Below are 14,504 nucleotides of genomic sequence, written 5' to 3'. Positions count from 1 at the left end.
GCTGGCTGGCCTGCGTCGACTTCCTCTGGCCGGACCAGCGCGTGGTCGCCGAGTACTACGGCGCAGTGCATGGGCCTACCTGGAAAAGACGATCTCGGCCTTCCATAAGCCATCGACCGGCGGATCGGTACGGATCACACCGGCGGGATGGACCGCCTCCGCGTGGAGAAGTGGCGGTCGCGGCGATGGGCATACGCCAGGCGGCGGAGGAGCTCATCGCGCAGGGCATCCGCCTCCACGATCCCGTCGATGACGAGATCGGACGCCAGTCGCTCGATGTCCACATCGGCGACATATTCCTCACGCTTGGCCGCGATGAAGGCCTCGCGCTCAGACTCATCCTCAATCGCAGCGATCTTGTTGGCATAGACCGCATTGACCGCTGCCTCAGGACCCATCACCGCGATGCGTGCAGTCGGCAACGCCAGGGTGGCGTCCGGCCCGAAGCCCGGCCCACCCATCGCATACAGGCCAGCGCCATAGGCCTTCCGGAGCACGACGCAGAACTGCGGAACGGTCGCCGACGCGACCGCCGACACCATCTTGGCCCCGTGACGAATGATGCCGCCGCGCTCGACTTCCGAGCCGATCATGAAGCCCGGGACGTCCGCGAGGTAGAGAAGGGGAATGCCGTACGCATCGCACATCCAAATGAACCGCGCGGCCTTGTCGGCACTATCGGTGAACAGCACCCCGCCCTTCACGGCCGAGTTGTTGGCCACGATGCCGACCGCTTGGCCGTCCATGCGCCCGAATCCGACGACGAGCTCGGCGGCGAACAGCGGCTTGACCTCAAAGAAACTGTCGTCGTCGACCAGTCCGTCGATGACGTCGTGCACGTCGAATGGCTGCGACTCGACTTGTGGCACAGTCTCGCGACTGAGCGGCTCGGCCGGCGCCTCAGATTCGTACCTCGGCACGTCGTCGTGCCAGGTGCTCGGAACATAGGAGAAGAACAATTTGGCCAGCTCGATGGCCTCGGTGTCATCCTCAGCAAGCAGGTCGCCAACTCCGCTGACAGTGCAGTGCATTCGCGCACCGCCCATCTCTTCCAACGACACCTTCTCCCCCACGACCATCTCGGCCATGCGAGGGCTGCCGAGGTACATCGACGCATTTCCTTCGACCATGATGATGGTGTCGCAGAAACTCGGGATGTAGGCGCCACCGGCCGCGGACGGGCCAAAGAGACAACAGATCTGCGGGACCTTGCCCGACAGCGCTACCTGGTTGTGGAAGATGCGACCAGCGCCCCGCCGACCGGGAAACATCTCCACCTGGTCAGTGATCCGAGCGCCTGCCGAGTCCACGAACCAGAACACCGGAAGTTCTTCGCGCAGCGCAGTCTCGGTGGCGCGCACAATCTTCTCGACAGTTCGCGCACCCCACGAACCTGCTTTCACCGCAGGGTCATTCGCGATGACGACGGCTGCGCGCCCGTCGACCATGCCGCGCCCGGTCACGACCCCGTCGGCGGGGAGTCCTTCGGCGCTGGCGTTGGCGTAGCGGCCGTCTTCGACGAACGTTCCCTCATCAAAGAGCAAGGCGATGCGGTCCCGGACGTAGAGCTTGTTTTGGCTGTCGAGTTTGGCCTTGGCCTTCTCGGTGGGCTCCTCCGTCGCGGCGTACGACGCCTCCAACCGCGCACGAACGTCGACCACGTGCGGGTCAGTGGGCTGACTCATTGCGGAAGTCCTAGCCCGCGGGCAATCACCATGCGTTGCACCTCCGAGGTCCCTTCGCCGATCTCCAAAATCTTGGCATCGCGATAGAAGCGTGTCACGGGGAACTCCTCCATGAAGCCGTTGCCGCCGAAGATCTGTGTCGCGATTCGCGTCGCGGTCACTGCCGCTTCGGTGGAGTGCAATTTGGCAATCGCTGCCGCCTGCTTCACCTCAGCCACCGACCGCCGCCCGGCATCGTGCTCGTCCTTAAGCCAAGCCGCCTTGTAGGTCAGCAACCGGGCCGCCTCGACCATCACCGCCAGGTCAGAGACCTGGAACGAGACACCCTGGTTGACACCGATAGGCCGACCGAACGCGATGCGCGTCTTCGCATAGTCGGTCGCTGCCTCCAGGCACGCCTGCGCCAGACCGACAGACAACGCGCTGATCGCAATCCGGCCGTCATCGAGTGTCTTCAGGAACTGCTTGAATCCAGACCCGCGCTCGCCGAGGAGGTTCTCCTCGGGTACCGCGCACGACTCGAAGGTCAATCCGTGAGTGTCGGAGGCATGCCAACCCAACTTGCGGTACGCCGGTTCGACGGTGAATCCCTCTGTGCCAGAAGGAATCATGATGGCGCTAATCTCGGGGCGCCCGTCCGCGGTCTCGCCTGTTCGCGCAGTCACGGTGACCACTGAGGTTCGATCTGTACCCGAGTTGGTGATGAAGGCCTTTGAACCATTGACGGTCCACTGCCCATCCGCCAACGCGGCACGGGTCTTGGTCGCACCCGCATCCGAGCCAGCCTCCGGCTCGGTCAGACCAAATCCGGCGAGGGTCTTCCCTGCGACTAAGTCCGGCAAATACTGCTGCTTCTGCTCCGGGCTACCGTAGGTCAAGATCGGGTTGATCCCCAGGCCCACCCCGGCCGACAACGTGATCCCCACGGACTGGTCGACTCGGCCAAGTTCTTCGATGGCCAGGCACAGGTAGGTGAAGCCACCCTCCTCAAGGCCCGCGCCGCCGTACTCCTCGGGCACGACCATCCCAAAGAGGCCGAGTTCCCCCATCTGGGGCACCAGATGGGACGGGAAATGATGATCACGGTCCCACTGCTCGATGTGCGGACCAACCTCGCGCTCGGCGAAATCGCGAACTACCCGGCGAAATTCCTCGTGGTCCCTGCTCAGCTCGAACACCGTTGGCCGACCTCTCTGACGTATCCCCGCCTGCTTGACGTTGACGTCAACGTAAAGCATGATTCGACGTCATGACAAGCGGGGTGACACATCAGACCTGGAACATCGGCGAGATAGCGGACGAATTCGGAGTCACGCATCGAACCATCAGGCACTACGAGCAGATCGGACTGATCTCACCCGAACGACGTGGGACCGTACGCGTCTTCCACCGGCGCGATCGAACCCGCCTCGCACTGATCCTGCGCGGCAAGCGCATCGGCTTCGATCTCGAGGAGATTCGCCGGATCATCGACATGTACGACGAGACACCCGGCGAGCAGGGACAACTCACCTACCTGTTGGAGCAGATCGCCGAGCGTCGCCAAGAACTCGAGCAGCGCCGCCAGGACATCGATGAATCCCTCGCCGAACTCGACTCACTGACCGTCCGGTGTCGCGCGGACCTCAACGCCTTAGGCGTCGATAACTCCCCGAAAGCGACGGATTCTCAGGCGTCTTCGTAAAGGCAGAATGGGTGCCCGGCCGGATCGAACATCACCCGAACGTCTGATTGCGGCTGAGACTCGGCGAGAGTCGCACCAAGCTTTTCGGCGGAGCCCACGGCCTTTGACAGACAGGTTGCGCCGATGTCGAGATGCAGCATCATCTGCTGCTGAGTGCCGGTGGCGGGCCAGGCCGGCCGCTGATAGTTGGGCTCACTCTGAAACGCGAGGTTGGCCGCAGCGCCGGGAATCTGCATTGTGCACCAGTCCGGCTCATCGTCATGCAATGGCCAGCCGAGCATGTCCCGATAGAAATGCGCCAACTCCTGGGCATTCTCGGCAGATAGCACGACCCCAATCCAGCCGCTGAGGTGCGGCTTGGTGCATTTTGGTCGCGACGACGTACTCGGTGTCATGCCTCAAGTGCAGCACGAAACAGGGGTCTACCAGCAAGTCACGAGGGTGCGAACTCCGTCACACCGGCTGGAGATCCCGGCGCCACAGCACCGCACCGGTGATATCTCGAAGACTCGCGGTCAGGAGTCCGTCATCTGCGACGTCGACATGCCCAAAGAAGTGGGCGTCGCCCTTGCGCGGCGATTGGTTCGTCGTCCCGAATTTGCGGAACACGGCCGTCGGACCAAACGTCGAGTCCAGTTCGCTGGGACCGAACGCGCCCGCAGAGATCGGGCCCGCAACGAGTTCCCAAAACGGGTCAAAGTCGGTGAAGGCGGCACGAGCCGGGTCGTAATGGTGCGCCGCGCAGTAGTGCACGTCTGCAGTCACCCACAACAGGTTGGACACCTGGTGTCTCTTCAATTCCCGCAAGAGGTAGGCAATCTCGTGCTCGCGCCCGAGTGGAGCCCCTGGTTCGCCGTTGGCGAGGCCCTCGAAGGCCGTCTCCCCATCGGGAATCACGAGACCGAGTGGCAGATCCGCTGCGATGACCTTCCAGGTCGCCCGCGATCGGCGAAGCTCCCGGATCAACCACGACAGTTGCTCCCGTCCGAAGACCGGAACCCGGTGCTTCTCCACGTTGCTCGTGTTTGTGCTCTTGTATGTGCGCATGTCGACGCAGAAGACATCGAGGTTTCGGCCGCGAGAAACCTTGCGGTAGATGCGGTTTCGCCCATCACTTGTCCGCTGACCACGCCGGTCTTGGTCGCCTAGCGGTTGCCACTCGAACCATGCCTTGCGAGCACGAGCGGCGAGGACATCGACGCGCCTCTCGGTGTACTGCGGATCATCGAGGATCTCGCCCGGGTACCAGTTGTTGACCGTCTCGTGGTCGTCCCATTGGGCCAGGACCGGCACCTGGGCGTACATGGTGCGGAGGTTGTCGTCGAGGTGGTTGTAACGGTGGCGACCGCGGTACTCACTCAACGTCTCTGCGACCTTGGTGACCTCAGGGATGAGGATGTTGCGCCAGATCTGACCATCGGGCTCCACGACCTTGTCAGCCAGGGGCCCGTCAGCATAGATCGTGTCTCCGGAGTGGATGAAGAAGTCCGGCCGGGTATTGAGCATCGCGCGGTATCCGACCATGCCGCCGACATCCGGATTAATGCCCCATCCCTGGCCACAGGTGTCCCCCGACCAGACAAAGCTCTGGCTCGCCCGATGAGTGGGTGCGGTGCGAAACGACACGGTCTGCCGTTCGCCGCGCAGCCCATCGCCAGTCTCGAACCACAACTGGACATCCTGATCACATCCAGGGCGCAGCCGCCGCAAGTCAATCGTCGCGGTGAGATCAGTCGCTGGTGTCGCCCACGGTCCGCGAATGATGTGGCGGTCTCGGCCACGACCTACCTGGGCAAAAAGCCTGGCGGGCCGATCACTCCGCGCCCACACGGTGCCCGTGTGAGTGCTCACATCGCCCGACATCACTCCGTTTGGGAGGCTCGGCCGCCCCCGCCGGACCACATGTGGAGTCGCCGCAGCGCGCGGCCCCCACACCCCGGCACTCGCCGCCACGAACGCTCCGGACATCACGGTTCTGCGATTCACCTGGACCATCCCACCACCCTTTCCGGAACGTATGACTAAGCGGCGACCACAAGGTGTCGGGCAATCGACTCAGACCAGGCCGGCATCGCGTGCCAGCAGCGCGGCCTGCACTCTCGAGCGGCAGTTGAGCTTGGCCAGAACGCGAGAAACGTGTGACTTCACGGTCGCCTCCGAGACTCCAAAATCTCGCGCAAGGTCGATATTGGACAGTCCGCGGCCAAGACCCACAAGGATCTCGCGTTCACGTTCGGTGAGCTCCCCGAACTCAGCTGGCGGTTCCAGGGTCGGGGCCGGACGTACGGCGGCGGCTGCGGACATCACCTGGCGGGTCACCTCGGGCGAAAGGACTCCTTCACCGCGTGCCACCCGGTGGACGGCGTCGATCAGACTCGGCCCGTCCGTCGTCTTGAGCAGATAGCCAGCGGCACCCGCCACGATCGCGCCGGTGACGTACTCGTCCAGACCGAAGGTTGTCAGCACCAGGACCTGCGCGAGTGATTCCCGCACGATCTGCTCTGTGGCAGCAATGCCGTCCAGACGCGGCATGCGTACGTCCATGAGCACCACATCGGGACGCAACGCTCGGGCATTGAGTACGCACGCCTCGCCGTCCGCCGCCTCGCCCACGATCTCGATGTCAGGCTCCGCGCTGAGGATCGCTCGCAGTCCCGCGCGGATGGCTTCATGGTCGTCGGCAATGAGCACCCGAACTGGTGAATCCATCATGATTGCAGAGGCATTCGCGCGTAGACCCGCCACCGACCATGATGCTCGCCGCACTCGAAAGAACCACCAAGGCCCTCTGCCCGCTCGCGCATGGTCACCAGGCCCAATCCGCTCCCGCGCGTTGCGTCGGCACGGGTCGTGGGGCTTAGAACTTCGACTTCGAGATCGCGACCAGCCACATATCGCAGGTCGACTTCGCCGGGGCCGCCATGGCGTACGGCATTGGTCAGAGATTCCTGCACGATGCGGTATGCCGCGTGATCGACGGCCAATGGAAGTGGGGTCTCGCCATGTCGACTCACCCGCACCCGTAGGCCAGAAGCTTGCGCATGATCGACCAGGCTCCCCAGTTCGTCGAGGCCTGGAGCCGAAACCACGTCATCGGCCGCGTCGCGCCGCAGCAAGCTGATCATGGTGCTGAGCTCGCCCATCGCGCGGACCCCTGACCGCCGGATCGTGGCGAGAGACTCATATGTCGCATCTTCCGGTGCGGTCTGCCGCAAAGCCGCCTCGGCGTGCAACGAGATCGAGGACAGGTCACCAGCGACCGCGTCATGGAGGTCGCGAGCCATTCTCCCGCGCTCCGCGCGGACCGCTTCGTCGCGTTCATGGTCGGCTCTCTCCTCAACCATCGTGGCGATATCAGCTTGCCGCCGGACGTCAACGCCCCACCAGATCGGTGTTCCAAGGACCGCGAACACCACCACTCCCACATTGGCGACCGTGCGCACATCCTGGGTCACGATGGCCACCGCGACGGTGATACCTAGGGCCAGGATGATCGCGCCTCGGCGCAGTCGATTCACCCATGTCCACGGGAACCTCAACGACGCGGTGTAGAGCACCTCCCACGCCACTAAGGCTGTCCCGAGGCTCCAACCGCTCAAGCCGTCGACGCCAAGACAGGCCACGCCCACCGCGAGCGCAACCCGAGGCCATCGACGCTGCGCCGCGATCGCGAGGACGCCCACGATCAGGGGAATCGCGTGCCACCACGGTGACGCTGCGCCGAGCACCGCGACGTCCCCGGTGATGCCCACCGCGATCGCAGCCAGGCCCGCGATCAGGATCGCGCCCGCCGTCAGCGCATCACGACGCGCTACTCGCTGGTCTGGGTGGGCTACCGCCATGGCCTCATTCTCTCTCCACGCGGCGGTGAGTAGGTCATCCATTGGAATGACATGTGCGCTCATGTCTCACTCGTTTCGCGGACGCGCACCCGCGTACCCACATGATGCGCTTCAGGAATGACCCTTATTGGCCCCCTGGTGGTGCTAGCGATCGTGGACTCGACGAGCATCGGCACGCTGCTGCTGCCGGTGTTGTTCTTGTTGCGCCCTCACGGGGTATGCGTCGCGCGCTATCTGCTCTACCTCGGCACCATCGCCACGTTCTACCTCGCCCTCGGAACTGTTCTCCTGTTCGGCGGACGTGCCTGGCTGGGCGACCTCAGCTCGGCAGCCGCAACCCCCGTCGGGGCACGCATCCTGCTGGTCGTCGGGCTGGCCATGCTCATCGGCTCGTTCTTCATGGGAAAGCGGGACACGGCCGGGCCCGGACGATTGACTCGTGGGCAGGACCGGATCATGGCCGATGAGTCTGGGCCGTGGGGCCTGGTGGGGTTGGCACTGGTCGCGGGCGTTCTGGAGGCGGCGACGATGCTGCCCTATCTCGCGGCGATCGGACTCCTGGCGACGGCGGACCTTGCGACGCCAACGCAGCTCGCGCTACTCGCGGCGTACTGCCTTGTCATGGTGCTTCCCGCCCTGGCTCTGCTCGCAGTCCGGCTTGGCGCGCGGTCGATGATCGAACCAGTGCTTCGTCGCATCGCTGCGTGGATGGAGAAGAACGGCGCGGACACCACGGCCTGGATCGTGGGCATTGCTGGCTTCCTCATCGCTCGTTCCGCAGCAGGCCCGGCGGGTCTCACCGCGCTCATTGAGCGCCTGAGTCAGGGCTGATCCCCGGCACACGGCAGGATGAGGGTATGAGCACCCCATTCAGCTCCGTCGACTCGACCCGGAATGGGTTGGCCGCGTCCGACTACCTCGCCTCCGATGCCATCGCGACCACCGTCTATCTGGCCTCAACCCTGGGCAAACCGCTCCTGGTTGAAGGCCCTGCTGGGGTCGGAAAGACCGAACTCGCCAAGGCGCTCGCCCGCGCGACCGGCCGCGACCTGGTCCGATTGCAGTGCTACGAGGGCGTTGACGAATCTCGGGCGCTCTACGAGTGGAATCACGCCAAGCAACTCCTGCGCATCACTGCTGAGCGCGAATCTAGTTGGGACAGTGTGCGTTCGGACATCTTCAGCGAGGAGTTTCTCCTCCCTCGCCCGCTCCTCGCAGCGATCCAAAGCGAGCAGCCCGTCGTGCTTCTCGTCGACGAATTGGACAAAGCCGACGAGGAGATGGAAGGGCTACTCCTGGAGATTCTCTCCGACTTCCAGGTGACCGTCCCTGAGTTGGGAACGGTCACCGCGCGAACGCACCCTCTGGTCGTTCTCACCTCAAATGCCACCCGTGAGCTCTCTGAAGCCCTGCGGCGTCGCTGCCTTTTCCTGCACGTCGACTACCCCACCCCCGACCTGGAGCGAAAGATCGTCCAGCTTCAGGTGCCCGACCTCGCCGAGACCATGACCGCCTCCATCGTTCGCGTCGTAGGAGCCTTGCGCGACATGAACCTGCGCAAATCACCATCGGTCGCCGAGACGGTCGACTGGGCTCGCACTCTCCTGGCGCTCGGCGCCTCCGAGCTCGATGCTGAGACGGTCAAATCGAGCCTCGGCGTGGTCCTGAAGCACCAACGAGACGTCAGCACGGTGATCGCGGATCTCGACCTGGACCGCGTCCTTGCCTGAAACTGGGCTCACCGAACGCCTCGTCGCGATGTCGGCGGCGTTGCGTCGGCACGGCCTCGCCGTCGGGACGTCAGACATTGCGGATGCTGGCCGCGCGGTACGAGTCCTCGGGCTGGATGATCGGGAACGGTTGCGCACCGGTCTGGCCAGCGCTCTCCTTCGCCGCTCCGGCGAACGCGCCGTGTTCGACCAGGTCTTCGACCTCTATTTTCCGGCGGCGCTGGGCGCCCGTACAGACCATCAGCCTGAGTTGCCGGAGGGAGACGAGCGAGACGTCTCCACCGCGCTTCGCGATCTTCTCGCCGACGCGCTGGCCCGCCATGACGCTGAAGCACTCGATAGGCTCGCCGCCTTGACGCTTGAACGCCTCGGCGCGCTGGATCGTCAACCGGGCTGGTCGGCCGCGCAGGCGCTGGATCGCCTTGCGCCCCAGACCGCCATCGCTGACGCCCTGGAACGCAGGTCTCCGGGCAGCCTCGTGGGTGACGGCGAAGGAGGTGCCACGAGCACGTCCGGTGGGGGTTCTGAGGGATCGGGCGGAGGCTCAGGCTCTCCCCGCTTTGAAGACCGCTTCGAACGCGACGAATTGCGTTCTGCTATAGCCGAATTCAGGCGAAGCGTAGAGGCCGAGGCGCGACGTCGCAATGCCGAGGTCCGCGGTACCGAGCGGATCGCCGACTATGCGGTCCGGAATTCCGTGGAGACCCGTGACTTCCTCTCTTCGGGCAGCAAGGACCTTGAAGAGTTGCGCGCCACGATCCACCCGTTGGCCAAGCGACTCGCCGCTCGGCTTAGCTCCCGCCGACGTGCACAAAGCCGCGGCCAGGTCGACGTCCGAAAGACGCTGCGTCGGTCGCTCTCCACCGGCGGCATACCGATCGACCCGGCCTATGCGCACCGCCGCCCACACCGCCCAGACCTGGTTCTCCTGTGCGACATCAGCGGCTCGGTCGCGGGATTCTCCGCATTCACCATGGCACTCATGCAGGCGCTGTCTACCCAGTTCCGGCGCCTCCGAGTCTTTGCCTTCGTCAGCACGACCGACGAGATCACCGACCTGGTCCTGGATGCCGACCGACTCGCCGACGACGTGGTGACGACGGCGCTGCGTACCCGCAAGGTCTTGGGCTGGGGCGCCGGCAGTTCCTATGGGCAAGCCCTAGATAGTTTTACCGAACGGCACCTTGACGCCGTCGGCCCACGGACGACGGTGCTGATCCTGGGCGATGCGCGGTCAAACTACGGGTTGCCGCGGCACTCAGCATTGCAAGCCATCCGTGACCAGGCGCGCCAGGTGGTGTGGCTCAATCCGGAACCGGTCCGATCCTGGGACACCGGCGACTCCATTGCAGGGCAGTATTCGGGCATCGTCGACATGCACGAATGCCGAAACGTAGAGCAGTTGCGTACCTTCGTCGGCCGCACGCTCGCGGTCTAACGAGCGAGACGCTGCGTGAACCGCCAGGCCACCCGCACCAGCGCCAGCCTGTAGCGGGTACGCCGTATCGTGGCTGCTCGGAGAACCTCGCCCGCCAAGGAGTACCTGTGAAGATCCGTGCACTAGCCGCGGCCTGCGCTCTCACGCTCGTCAGCGTCAGCGCGGCGAGTGCCGGTCCCGGCCCGGAGGCCCCCGAGGTTAAGCCGCAGACGGCAGCCGGGTCCGGCGAGAAGATCGAACCAGGCCAGTACCGCTTCTCGGTCCCCGCTGACACCGACGCTCGCTACCTGCGCCTGTCGCGGGCCCTCGGCGAGAGCGTCGTCTTGACCGGGTATGCCATCTCCGGACCAAAGGTCGGCGACGCGCTCACCTTCGACCTGATGCTTCCCGACGGCGAGACCTCCTGTGACTCCGACTCCGCGACGGCAAGCAACCCGGGCGATGGTCTAAGCCCAGCGGTGGTCCTCGAAGGCAAGGAGAGCGAGCGCGTCGATTACCCGCCCACCAACGCCTCGTGCGGCACCGCCGAGGACCTGCTGCTGCAGATCTCTCGTGGATCGGACGATGAGACCACAGCGTCCGAACCGCTCAAGGTCGAACTGACCTACAGCCGCGAGCCCAAGGCCGAGGGCGACCTCGGGCCTGCCGTCAAGGAGTCCGACCTCAAGGCCAGGCCGCTGCCGGTCAAGGACGACAAAGACGTTGCGGCCGGGACCACCCCGCACACCGCGGCACCCCTGTCTGGTGACACCGGGACCAAGGTCGAGGTCGTCCCAGGAGCACGTGCGTTCTATAAGGTGCACGTCGGCTGGGGCCAGCGACTCGACGTGGCCGCGCAGGTCCCCGCCAACGGCACCGGATACCAGCCACCGGTCGACCTCAACGTCGACCTCGACATTGTCAGCCCACAAGGTGTGTCGGTCGGGCTTGGCGAGAAAACCACGGCCTATGTCTCCAGCACCAGCGAGTCCGACCCGAAGCAGCTCTCGGCGTTCACCGCACCGGTGCGGTGGGCTAACCGCGACGCCGCCATCACCGACACTGCCCTGGAGAACGCTGTCTGGACGACCCAGCCCGGGTGGTACGTCGTCTCCCTGCGGGTGGCGCCGAGCTCTGTCGCCGACGGCAAGCTCCCGGAGAACCCGAAGCCGATGCCGACGCTGCTGACCGTCCGCACCGAAGGCCAGGCGACCGCCGGGCCAAGCTTCACCTCCGACGGTCAGCAGGTCGGGGCTCCGCCGGTCGGTCAGATCAGCGGGGAGGGCCAGAACTCGGGCAGCGTCCTCGGTCTTGTGCTCAAGGTCGGGGTGACTCTGATCGTCCTGGCTGGTCTCGGTGTAGTCGTGGTGTGGTTCCGGCGCGGCCAGGCCTGACAGACACAGATCGGGCCCGAGGTCGGTGTCGACCTCGAGCCCGATGTGCCTATGGGGGCGGCGGACGGTCAGCCCTTCTTGAACACCATCTGCTTGTTCACGAACTCATCCATGGCCAGCGGGCCGAGCTCACGCCCCACACCGGAGCGCTTCACGCCACCGAAGGGCAAGAACTCTCGCGAGCTCTCGGGCGCATTGAGGAACACCATGCCGGCCTCGATCTGCGATCCGACACGCTCAGCGCGCTCGATGTCGCTGGAGAACACCGCCGAGCCCAGCCCGAACGGGGTGTCGTTGGCGATCTTGATCGCCTCGTCTTCGCTCGAAGCGCGGAAGAGCATGAACGCCGGACCGAAGAGCTCTTCGTGATAGCCGCGCTTTCCTGGCTCGACGCCCTCGAACACGACCGGCTGTACGTGAGCGCTCGCGCTGTCATACCGCTGCCCACCTGCAAGCACCTTGGCGCCATCAGCCGCGACCGCGTCAACCTGGTCGAGGAAGCGGTCCCGCGCCTCGATCGACGACAGCGGCGAGAGGGCTGCGCCTTCGGCGGTCGGGTCGCTCGGGGTGGCCGCCTTGACCAAGTCAGTCAACTCTGCGGCGAAGTCGTCGTAGACGTCGTCCATCACGATCATCCGCTTCGGGCTGTTGCAGGCCTGCCCCACGTTGCCCATCCGCGACCGGAAGAACACCTTCGCCGTCTTCTTGACGTCTTCGGTGTCGAGCAGGATGTACGGGTCCGAGCCGCCAAGCTCGAGCACAACCTTCTTGAGGTTCTTGCCGGCGGCCTGGGCCACCGCAGACCCAGCGCGCTCGGACCCGGTGACCGACACACCCTGGTTCAGCGGCGACGGCAGGATGACGTCGGAGACCTGTTCGTTGGTCGCATAGATGTTGATGTAGGCGTCAACCGGTACGCCGGCCGCGTGGAAGATCTCCTCCATGACCGCGGCCGACTTCGGGTCCTGCGGGGCGTGCTTGAGCAGGATGGTGTTGCCGAGCGCCAGGTTGGGCGCCGCGAACCGCGCCACCTGGTAGTAGGGGAAATTCCACGGCATGATGCCCAAGATCGAACCCACCGGCTTGCGGCGGATCCACGCCTTGTCTTCACCTTCGGTGCCGCGCAGCGGCTCGTCCTCGAGGAAGGTCTCGGCGTGGTCGGCGAAGTAGCGGTAGATCATCTCCGAGAGTTTGATCTCACCCTTGGCCTCGGGGACCGCCTTGCCCATCTCGAGATTGATGATCTCGGCCAGCTCGTCCGCACGCTCGGCATAGGCGTCCGCCACCGCTGTCAGAACCCCGGCGCGTTCCGTCACCGACCGCGCGGCCCACTCGGCAAAGGCCTGGTGGTTGCGCTGCTGGGCGTCAACGATCTGGTCATCGGTCGCGGTGGGAAACTCCTCGACGAGCTCGCCGGTGGCGGGGTTGACGATGCGGTACATGGACATGAGCGTCCTCCTGTGGGGCTTGAGTCGTGACCCGGACGTGAATCAACGCCTCCACCGTAACGTCAGACCTGCACATCGGACATCGGCCGGGGAGCTCACTCCTGCCAGGTGAAGGTGCTGCCCTCGGCACGGCAGCGCAACGAGGTGCCGTCGGCGTCCCGCGCGGTCGCGCCCGCGTCCCACCAACCACACGTGCCGCCTTGCTGGGCCACATCTGGCGCGGGGCTCTCGCCGGACCGCGGCCACCACGTCGCACCGAGTGCACCGACCGCGATCACTCCTGCGGCAACCAGCGCCAGCAGTCGGCCCTTTCCCGAGGTGGACGCGGCCCCCACCGGTTGATGAGTCGTGGCCGCCTGAGGGGACACCGTTGTGGATGCCGAGGACTGCGGCGTCGTGCCGTCGCCCTCACCCGGCCGCAGGAACTCACCCTCGGAGACTCCGGTCAAGTCGGGCATGCGCCGCGAGATGTTCACCGCCTGCTGGTCCTGCCAGGTCAGGTTCGGATCGTCCAACTCCTGCAAGGCAGCGCGTGCTGAGGCCGGGCGGCCCGACGGGTCAGGGTCCGCGAGTCGGATGAGCAGGTCCCATAGCGGCCGCGGCACGTCGCGCGGCGCAGGCGGCAAATCGAGTCGCTCGGTACGCATCTGCGGACGCGGACGATGCCCGGTGGCGAGTTGCAAGCCGACCATCCCGGCGGCATACAGATCGGCGGTCGGGTCGGGTTCAGCACCCCGCAACTGCTCCGGCGCGAGGTAGCCCGGCGTACCCATCACCATGGACACGGCGGTAAGTCGGGGCTCGTTGACGGGAAGCGCCACCCCAAAGTCGGTTAACCACAGGCGAGGCTTCTGGGTGCCCGTTGCATCCAGCAAGAGGTTGGCAGGTTTGATATCGCGGTGCACGACTCCAGCGCTGTGGACGGCATCGAGCGCCGACAGGAGTTGACGCAAGATCTCGGCCCCATAGCGCGGCGGCAGCACGACGGACGTCTTGAGGAGATCCGCGACCGAGCCGCCCTCGACGATCGGCATCGTGAACAACACCTGATCGTCTTCGCCCGCCCAGCCGAGCGGCGTCACAACATGCGGGTGATGGATGCGCACACCCTGCTCGCGCATGAACCGCAGCAGCGACCCCGCATCCGACTGACGCAAAACCTTGGCCGCCACGATGCGGTCCCGCTTGAGGTCCCGCACCCGCCAGACCGCGCCCATACCGCCTTCGCCGATCATGTCGATCAGCTCATAGCGACCTGCAAAGACCTCGCCCACGCCCGGTTCTCCTTCCGACTGCTCGACCAA

13 protein-coding genes are annotated in these 14,504 nt (G+C 65.2%); 5 read left to right on the top strand and 8 right to left on the bottom strand.

The features are described from left to right. Positions 1–134: 134 nt before the first annotated feature. Positions 135–1,685, bottom strand: coding sequence for an acyl-CoA carboxylase subunit beta (locus tag F562_RS0102155; RefSeq protein ID WP_018155274.1), 1,551 nt, complete (start codon positions 1,683–1,685; stop codon positions 135–137). Further along, positions 1,682–2,863, bottom strand: a complete 1,182-nt coding sequence (locus tag F562_RS0102150; protein WP_026180935.1) for an acyl-CoA dehydrogenase family protein — start codon at positions 2,861–2,863, stop codon at positions 1,682–1,684. Before F562_RS0102150 ends, F562_RS0102155 begins: the two co-directional genes overlap by 4 nt. Before the next feature lie 71 nt (positions 2,864–2,934). Here F562_RS0102150 and F562_RS0102145 point away from each other — a divergent pair, with 71 nt between their 5' ends. Next, positions 2,935–3,369: a MerR family transcriptional regulator gene (locus F562_RS0102145; RefSeq protein ID WP_040385161.1), complete on the top strand. Its 435-nt coding sequence runs from the start codon at positions 2,935–2,937 to the stop codon at positions 3,367–3,369. Here F562_RS0102145 and F562_RS0102140 read toward each other — a convergent pair. Genes F562_RS0102140 through F562_RS17735 form a run of 4 tightly spaced genes read right to left on the bottom strand, consistent with a single transcriptional unit; the run spans position 3,354 to position 7,274 of the window. Further along, positions 3,354–3,764: a VOC family protein gene (locus F562_RS0102140; RefSeq protein WP_018155270.1), complete on the bottom strand. Its 411-nt coding sequence runs from the start codon at positions 3,762–3,764 to the stop codon at positions 3,354–3,356. The genes F562_RS0102145 and F562_RS0102140 overlap by 16 nt on opposite strands. Positions 3,765–3,822: 58 nt before the next feature. Then, positions 3,823–5,364 carry an alkaline phosphatase D family protein gene (locus F562_RS0102135; protein WP_026180934.1) on the bottom strand — a complete coding sequence of 514 codons (1,542 nt, stop codon included), beginning with the start codon at positions 5,362–5,364 and terminating at the stop codon, positions 3,823–3,825. 60 nt (positions 5,365–5,424) lie between these two features. Beyond that, complete coding sequence (locus F562_RS0102130) at positions 5,425–6,078, bottom strand: response regulator (RefSeq protein WP_018155268.1); 654 nt, start codon at positions 6,076–6,078, stop codon at positions 5,425–5,427. After that, a complete protein-coding gene (locus F562_RS17735) occupies positions 6,078–7,274 on the bottom strand; it encodes a sensor histidine kinase (protein WP_083915430.1) in 1,197 nt (398 codons plus the stop codon). Before F562_RS17735 ends, F562_RS0102130 begins: the two co-directional genes overlap by 1 nt. Before the next feature lie 54 nt (positions 7,275–7,328). On the opposite strand from F562_RS17735, the gene F562_RS0102120 reads away from it, so the two are divergent. The 4 genes from F562_RS0102120 (at position 7,329) to F562_RS0102105 (ending at position 11,752) form a co-directional block, all read left to right on the top strand. Then, on the top strand, positions 7,329–8,042 hold the full coding sequence (locus F562_RS0102120; RefSeq protein WP_018155266.1) for a GAP family protein: 714 nt from the start codon (positions 7,329–7,331) through the stop codon (positions 8,040–8,042). Positions 8,043–8,068: 26 nt separating this feature from the next. Then, complete coding sequence (locus F562_RS0102115) at positions 8,069–8,941, top strand: AAA family ATPase (protein WP_018155265.1); 873 nt, start codon at positions 8,069–8,071, stop codon at positions 8,939–8,941. Further along, positions 8,934–10,379: a VWA domain-containing protein gene (locus F562_RS0102110; protein WP_018155264.1), complete on the top strand. Its 1,446-nt coding sequence runs from the start codon at positions 8,934–8,936 to the stop codon at positions 10,377–10,379. Before F562_RS0102115 ends, F562_RS0102110 begins: the two co-directional genes overlap by 8 nt. 107 nt (positions 10,380–10,486) lie before the next feature. Next, the gene (locus F562_RS0102105) at positions 10,487–11,752 is read left to right on the top strand and encodes a hypothetical protein (protein ID WP_018155263.1); all 1,266 of its coding nucleotides are present in this window, start codon (positions 10,487–10,489) and stop codon (positions 11,750–11,752) included. 68 nt (positions 11,753–11,820) lie between these two features. Here F562_RS0102105 and F562_RS0102100 read toward each other — a convergent pair whose 3' ends face one another. Beyond that, positions 11,821–13,200 (bottom strand): NAD-dependent succinate-semialdehyde dehydrogenase, encoded by a 1,380-nt coding sequence (locus F562_RS0102100; RefSeq protein ID WP_018155262.1) that lies wholly within the window; start codon positions 13,198–13,200, stop codon positions 11,821–11,823. 95 nt (positions 13,201–13,295) lie between these two features. Continuing rightward, complete coding sequence (locus F562_RS19995) at positions 13,296–14,474, bottom strand: serine/threonine-protein kinase (protein WP_083915456.1); 1,179 nt, start codon at positions 14,472–14,474, stop codon at positions 13,296–13,298. Positions 14,475–14,504 lie beyond the last annotated feature (30 nt).

Origin of the sequence: Demetria terragena DSM 11295 (assembly GCF_000376825.1) — a bacterium.
Taxonomy (GTDB): Bacteria; Actinomycetota; Actinomycetes; order Actinomycetales; family Dermatophilaceae; genus Demetria; species Demetria terragena.
This window is presented reverse-complemented; position numbering and strand designations above follow the sequence as displayed.

What these genes read in the sequence shown, in the direction of transcription:
- F562_RS0102155 (WP_018155274.1), bottom strand. Translation starts at nt 1,685, where the DNA reads ATGAGTCAGCCCACTGACCCGCACGTGGTCGACGTTCGTGCGCGGTTG.
- F562_RS0102145 (WP_040385161.1), top strand. Translation starts at nt 2,935, where the DNA reads ATGACAAGCGGGGTGACACATCAGACCTGGAACATCGGCGAGATAGCG.
- F562_RS0102140 (WP_018155270.1), bottom strand. Translation starts at nt 3,764, where the DNA reads ATGACACCGAGTACGTCGTCGCGACCAAAATGCACCAAGCCGCACCTC.
- F562_RS0102135 (WP_026180934.1), bottom strand. Translation starts at nt 5,364, where the DNA reads ATGGTCCAGGTGAATCGCAGAACCGTGATGTCCGGAGCGTTCGTGGCG.
- F562_RS0102130 (WP_018155268.1), bottom strand. Translation starts at nt 6,078, where the DNA reads ATGGATTCACCAGTTCGGGTGCTCATTGCCGACGACCATGAAGCCATC.
- F562_RS17735 (WP_083915430.1), bottom strand. Translation starts at nt 7,274, where the DNA reads ATGAGCGCACATGTCATTCCAATGGATGACCTACTCACCGCCGCGTGG.
- F562_RS0102120 (WP_018155266.1), top strand. Translation starts at nt 7,329, where the DNA reads ATGACCCTTATTGGCCCCCTGGTGGTGCTAGCGATCGTGGACTCGACG.
- F562_RS0102115 (WP_018155265.1), top strand. Translation starts at nt 8,069, where the DNA reads ATGAGCACCCCATTCAGCTCCGTCGACTCGACCCGGAATGGGTTGGCC.
- F562_RS0102100 (WP_018155262.1), bottom strand. Translation starts at nt 13,200, where the DNA reads ATGTCCATGTACCGCATCGTCAACCCCGCCACCGGCGAGCTCGTCGAG.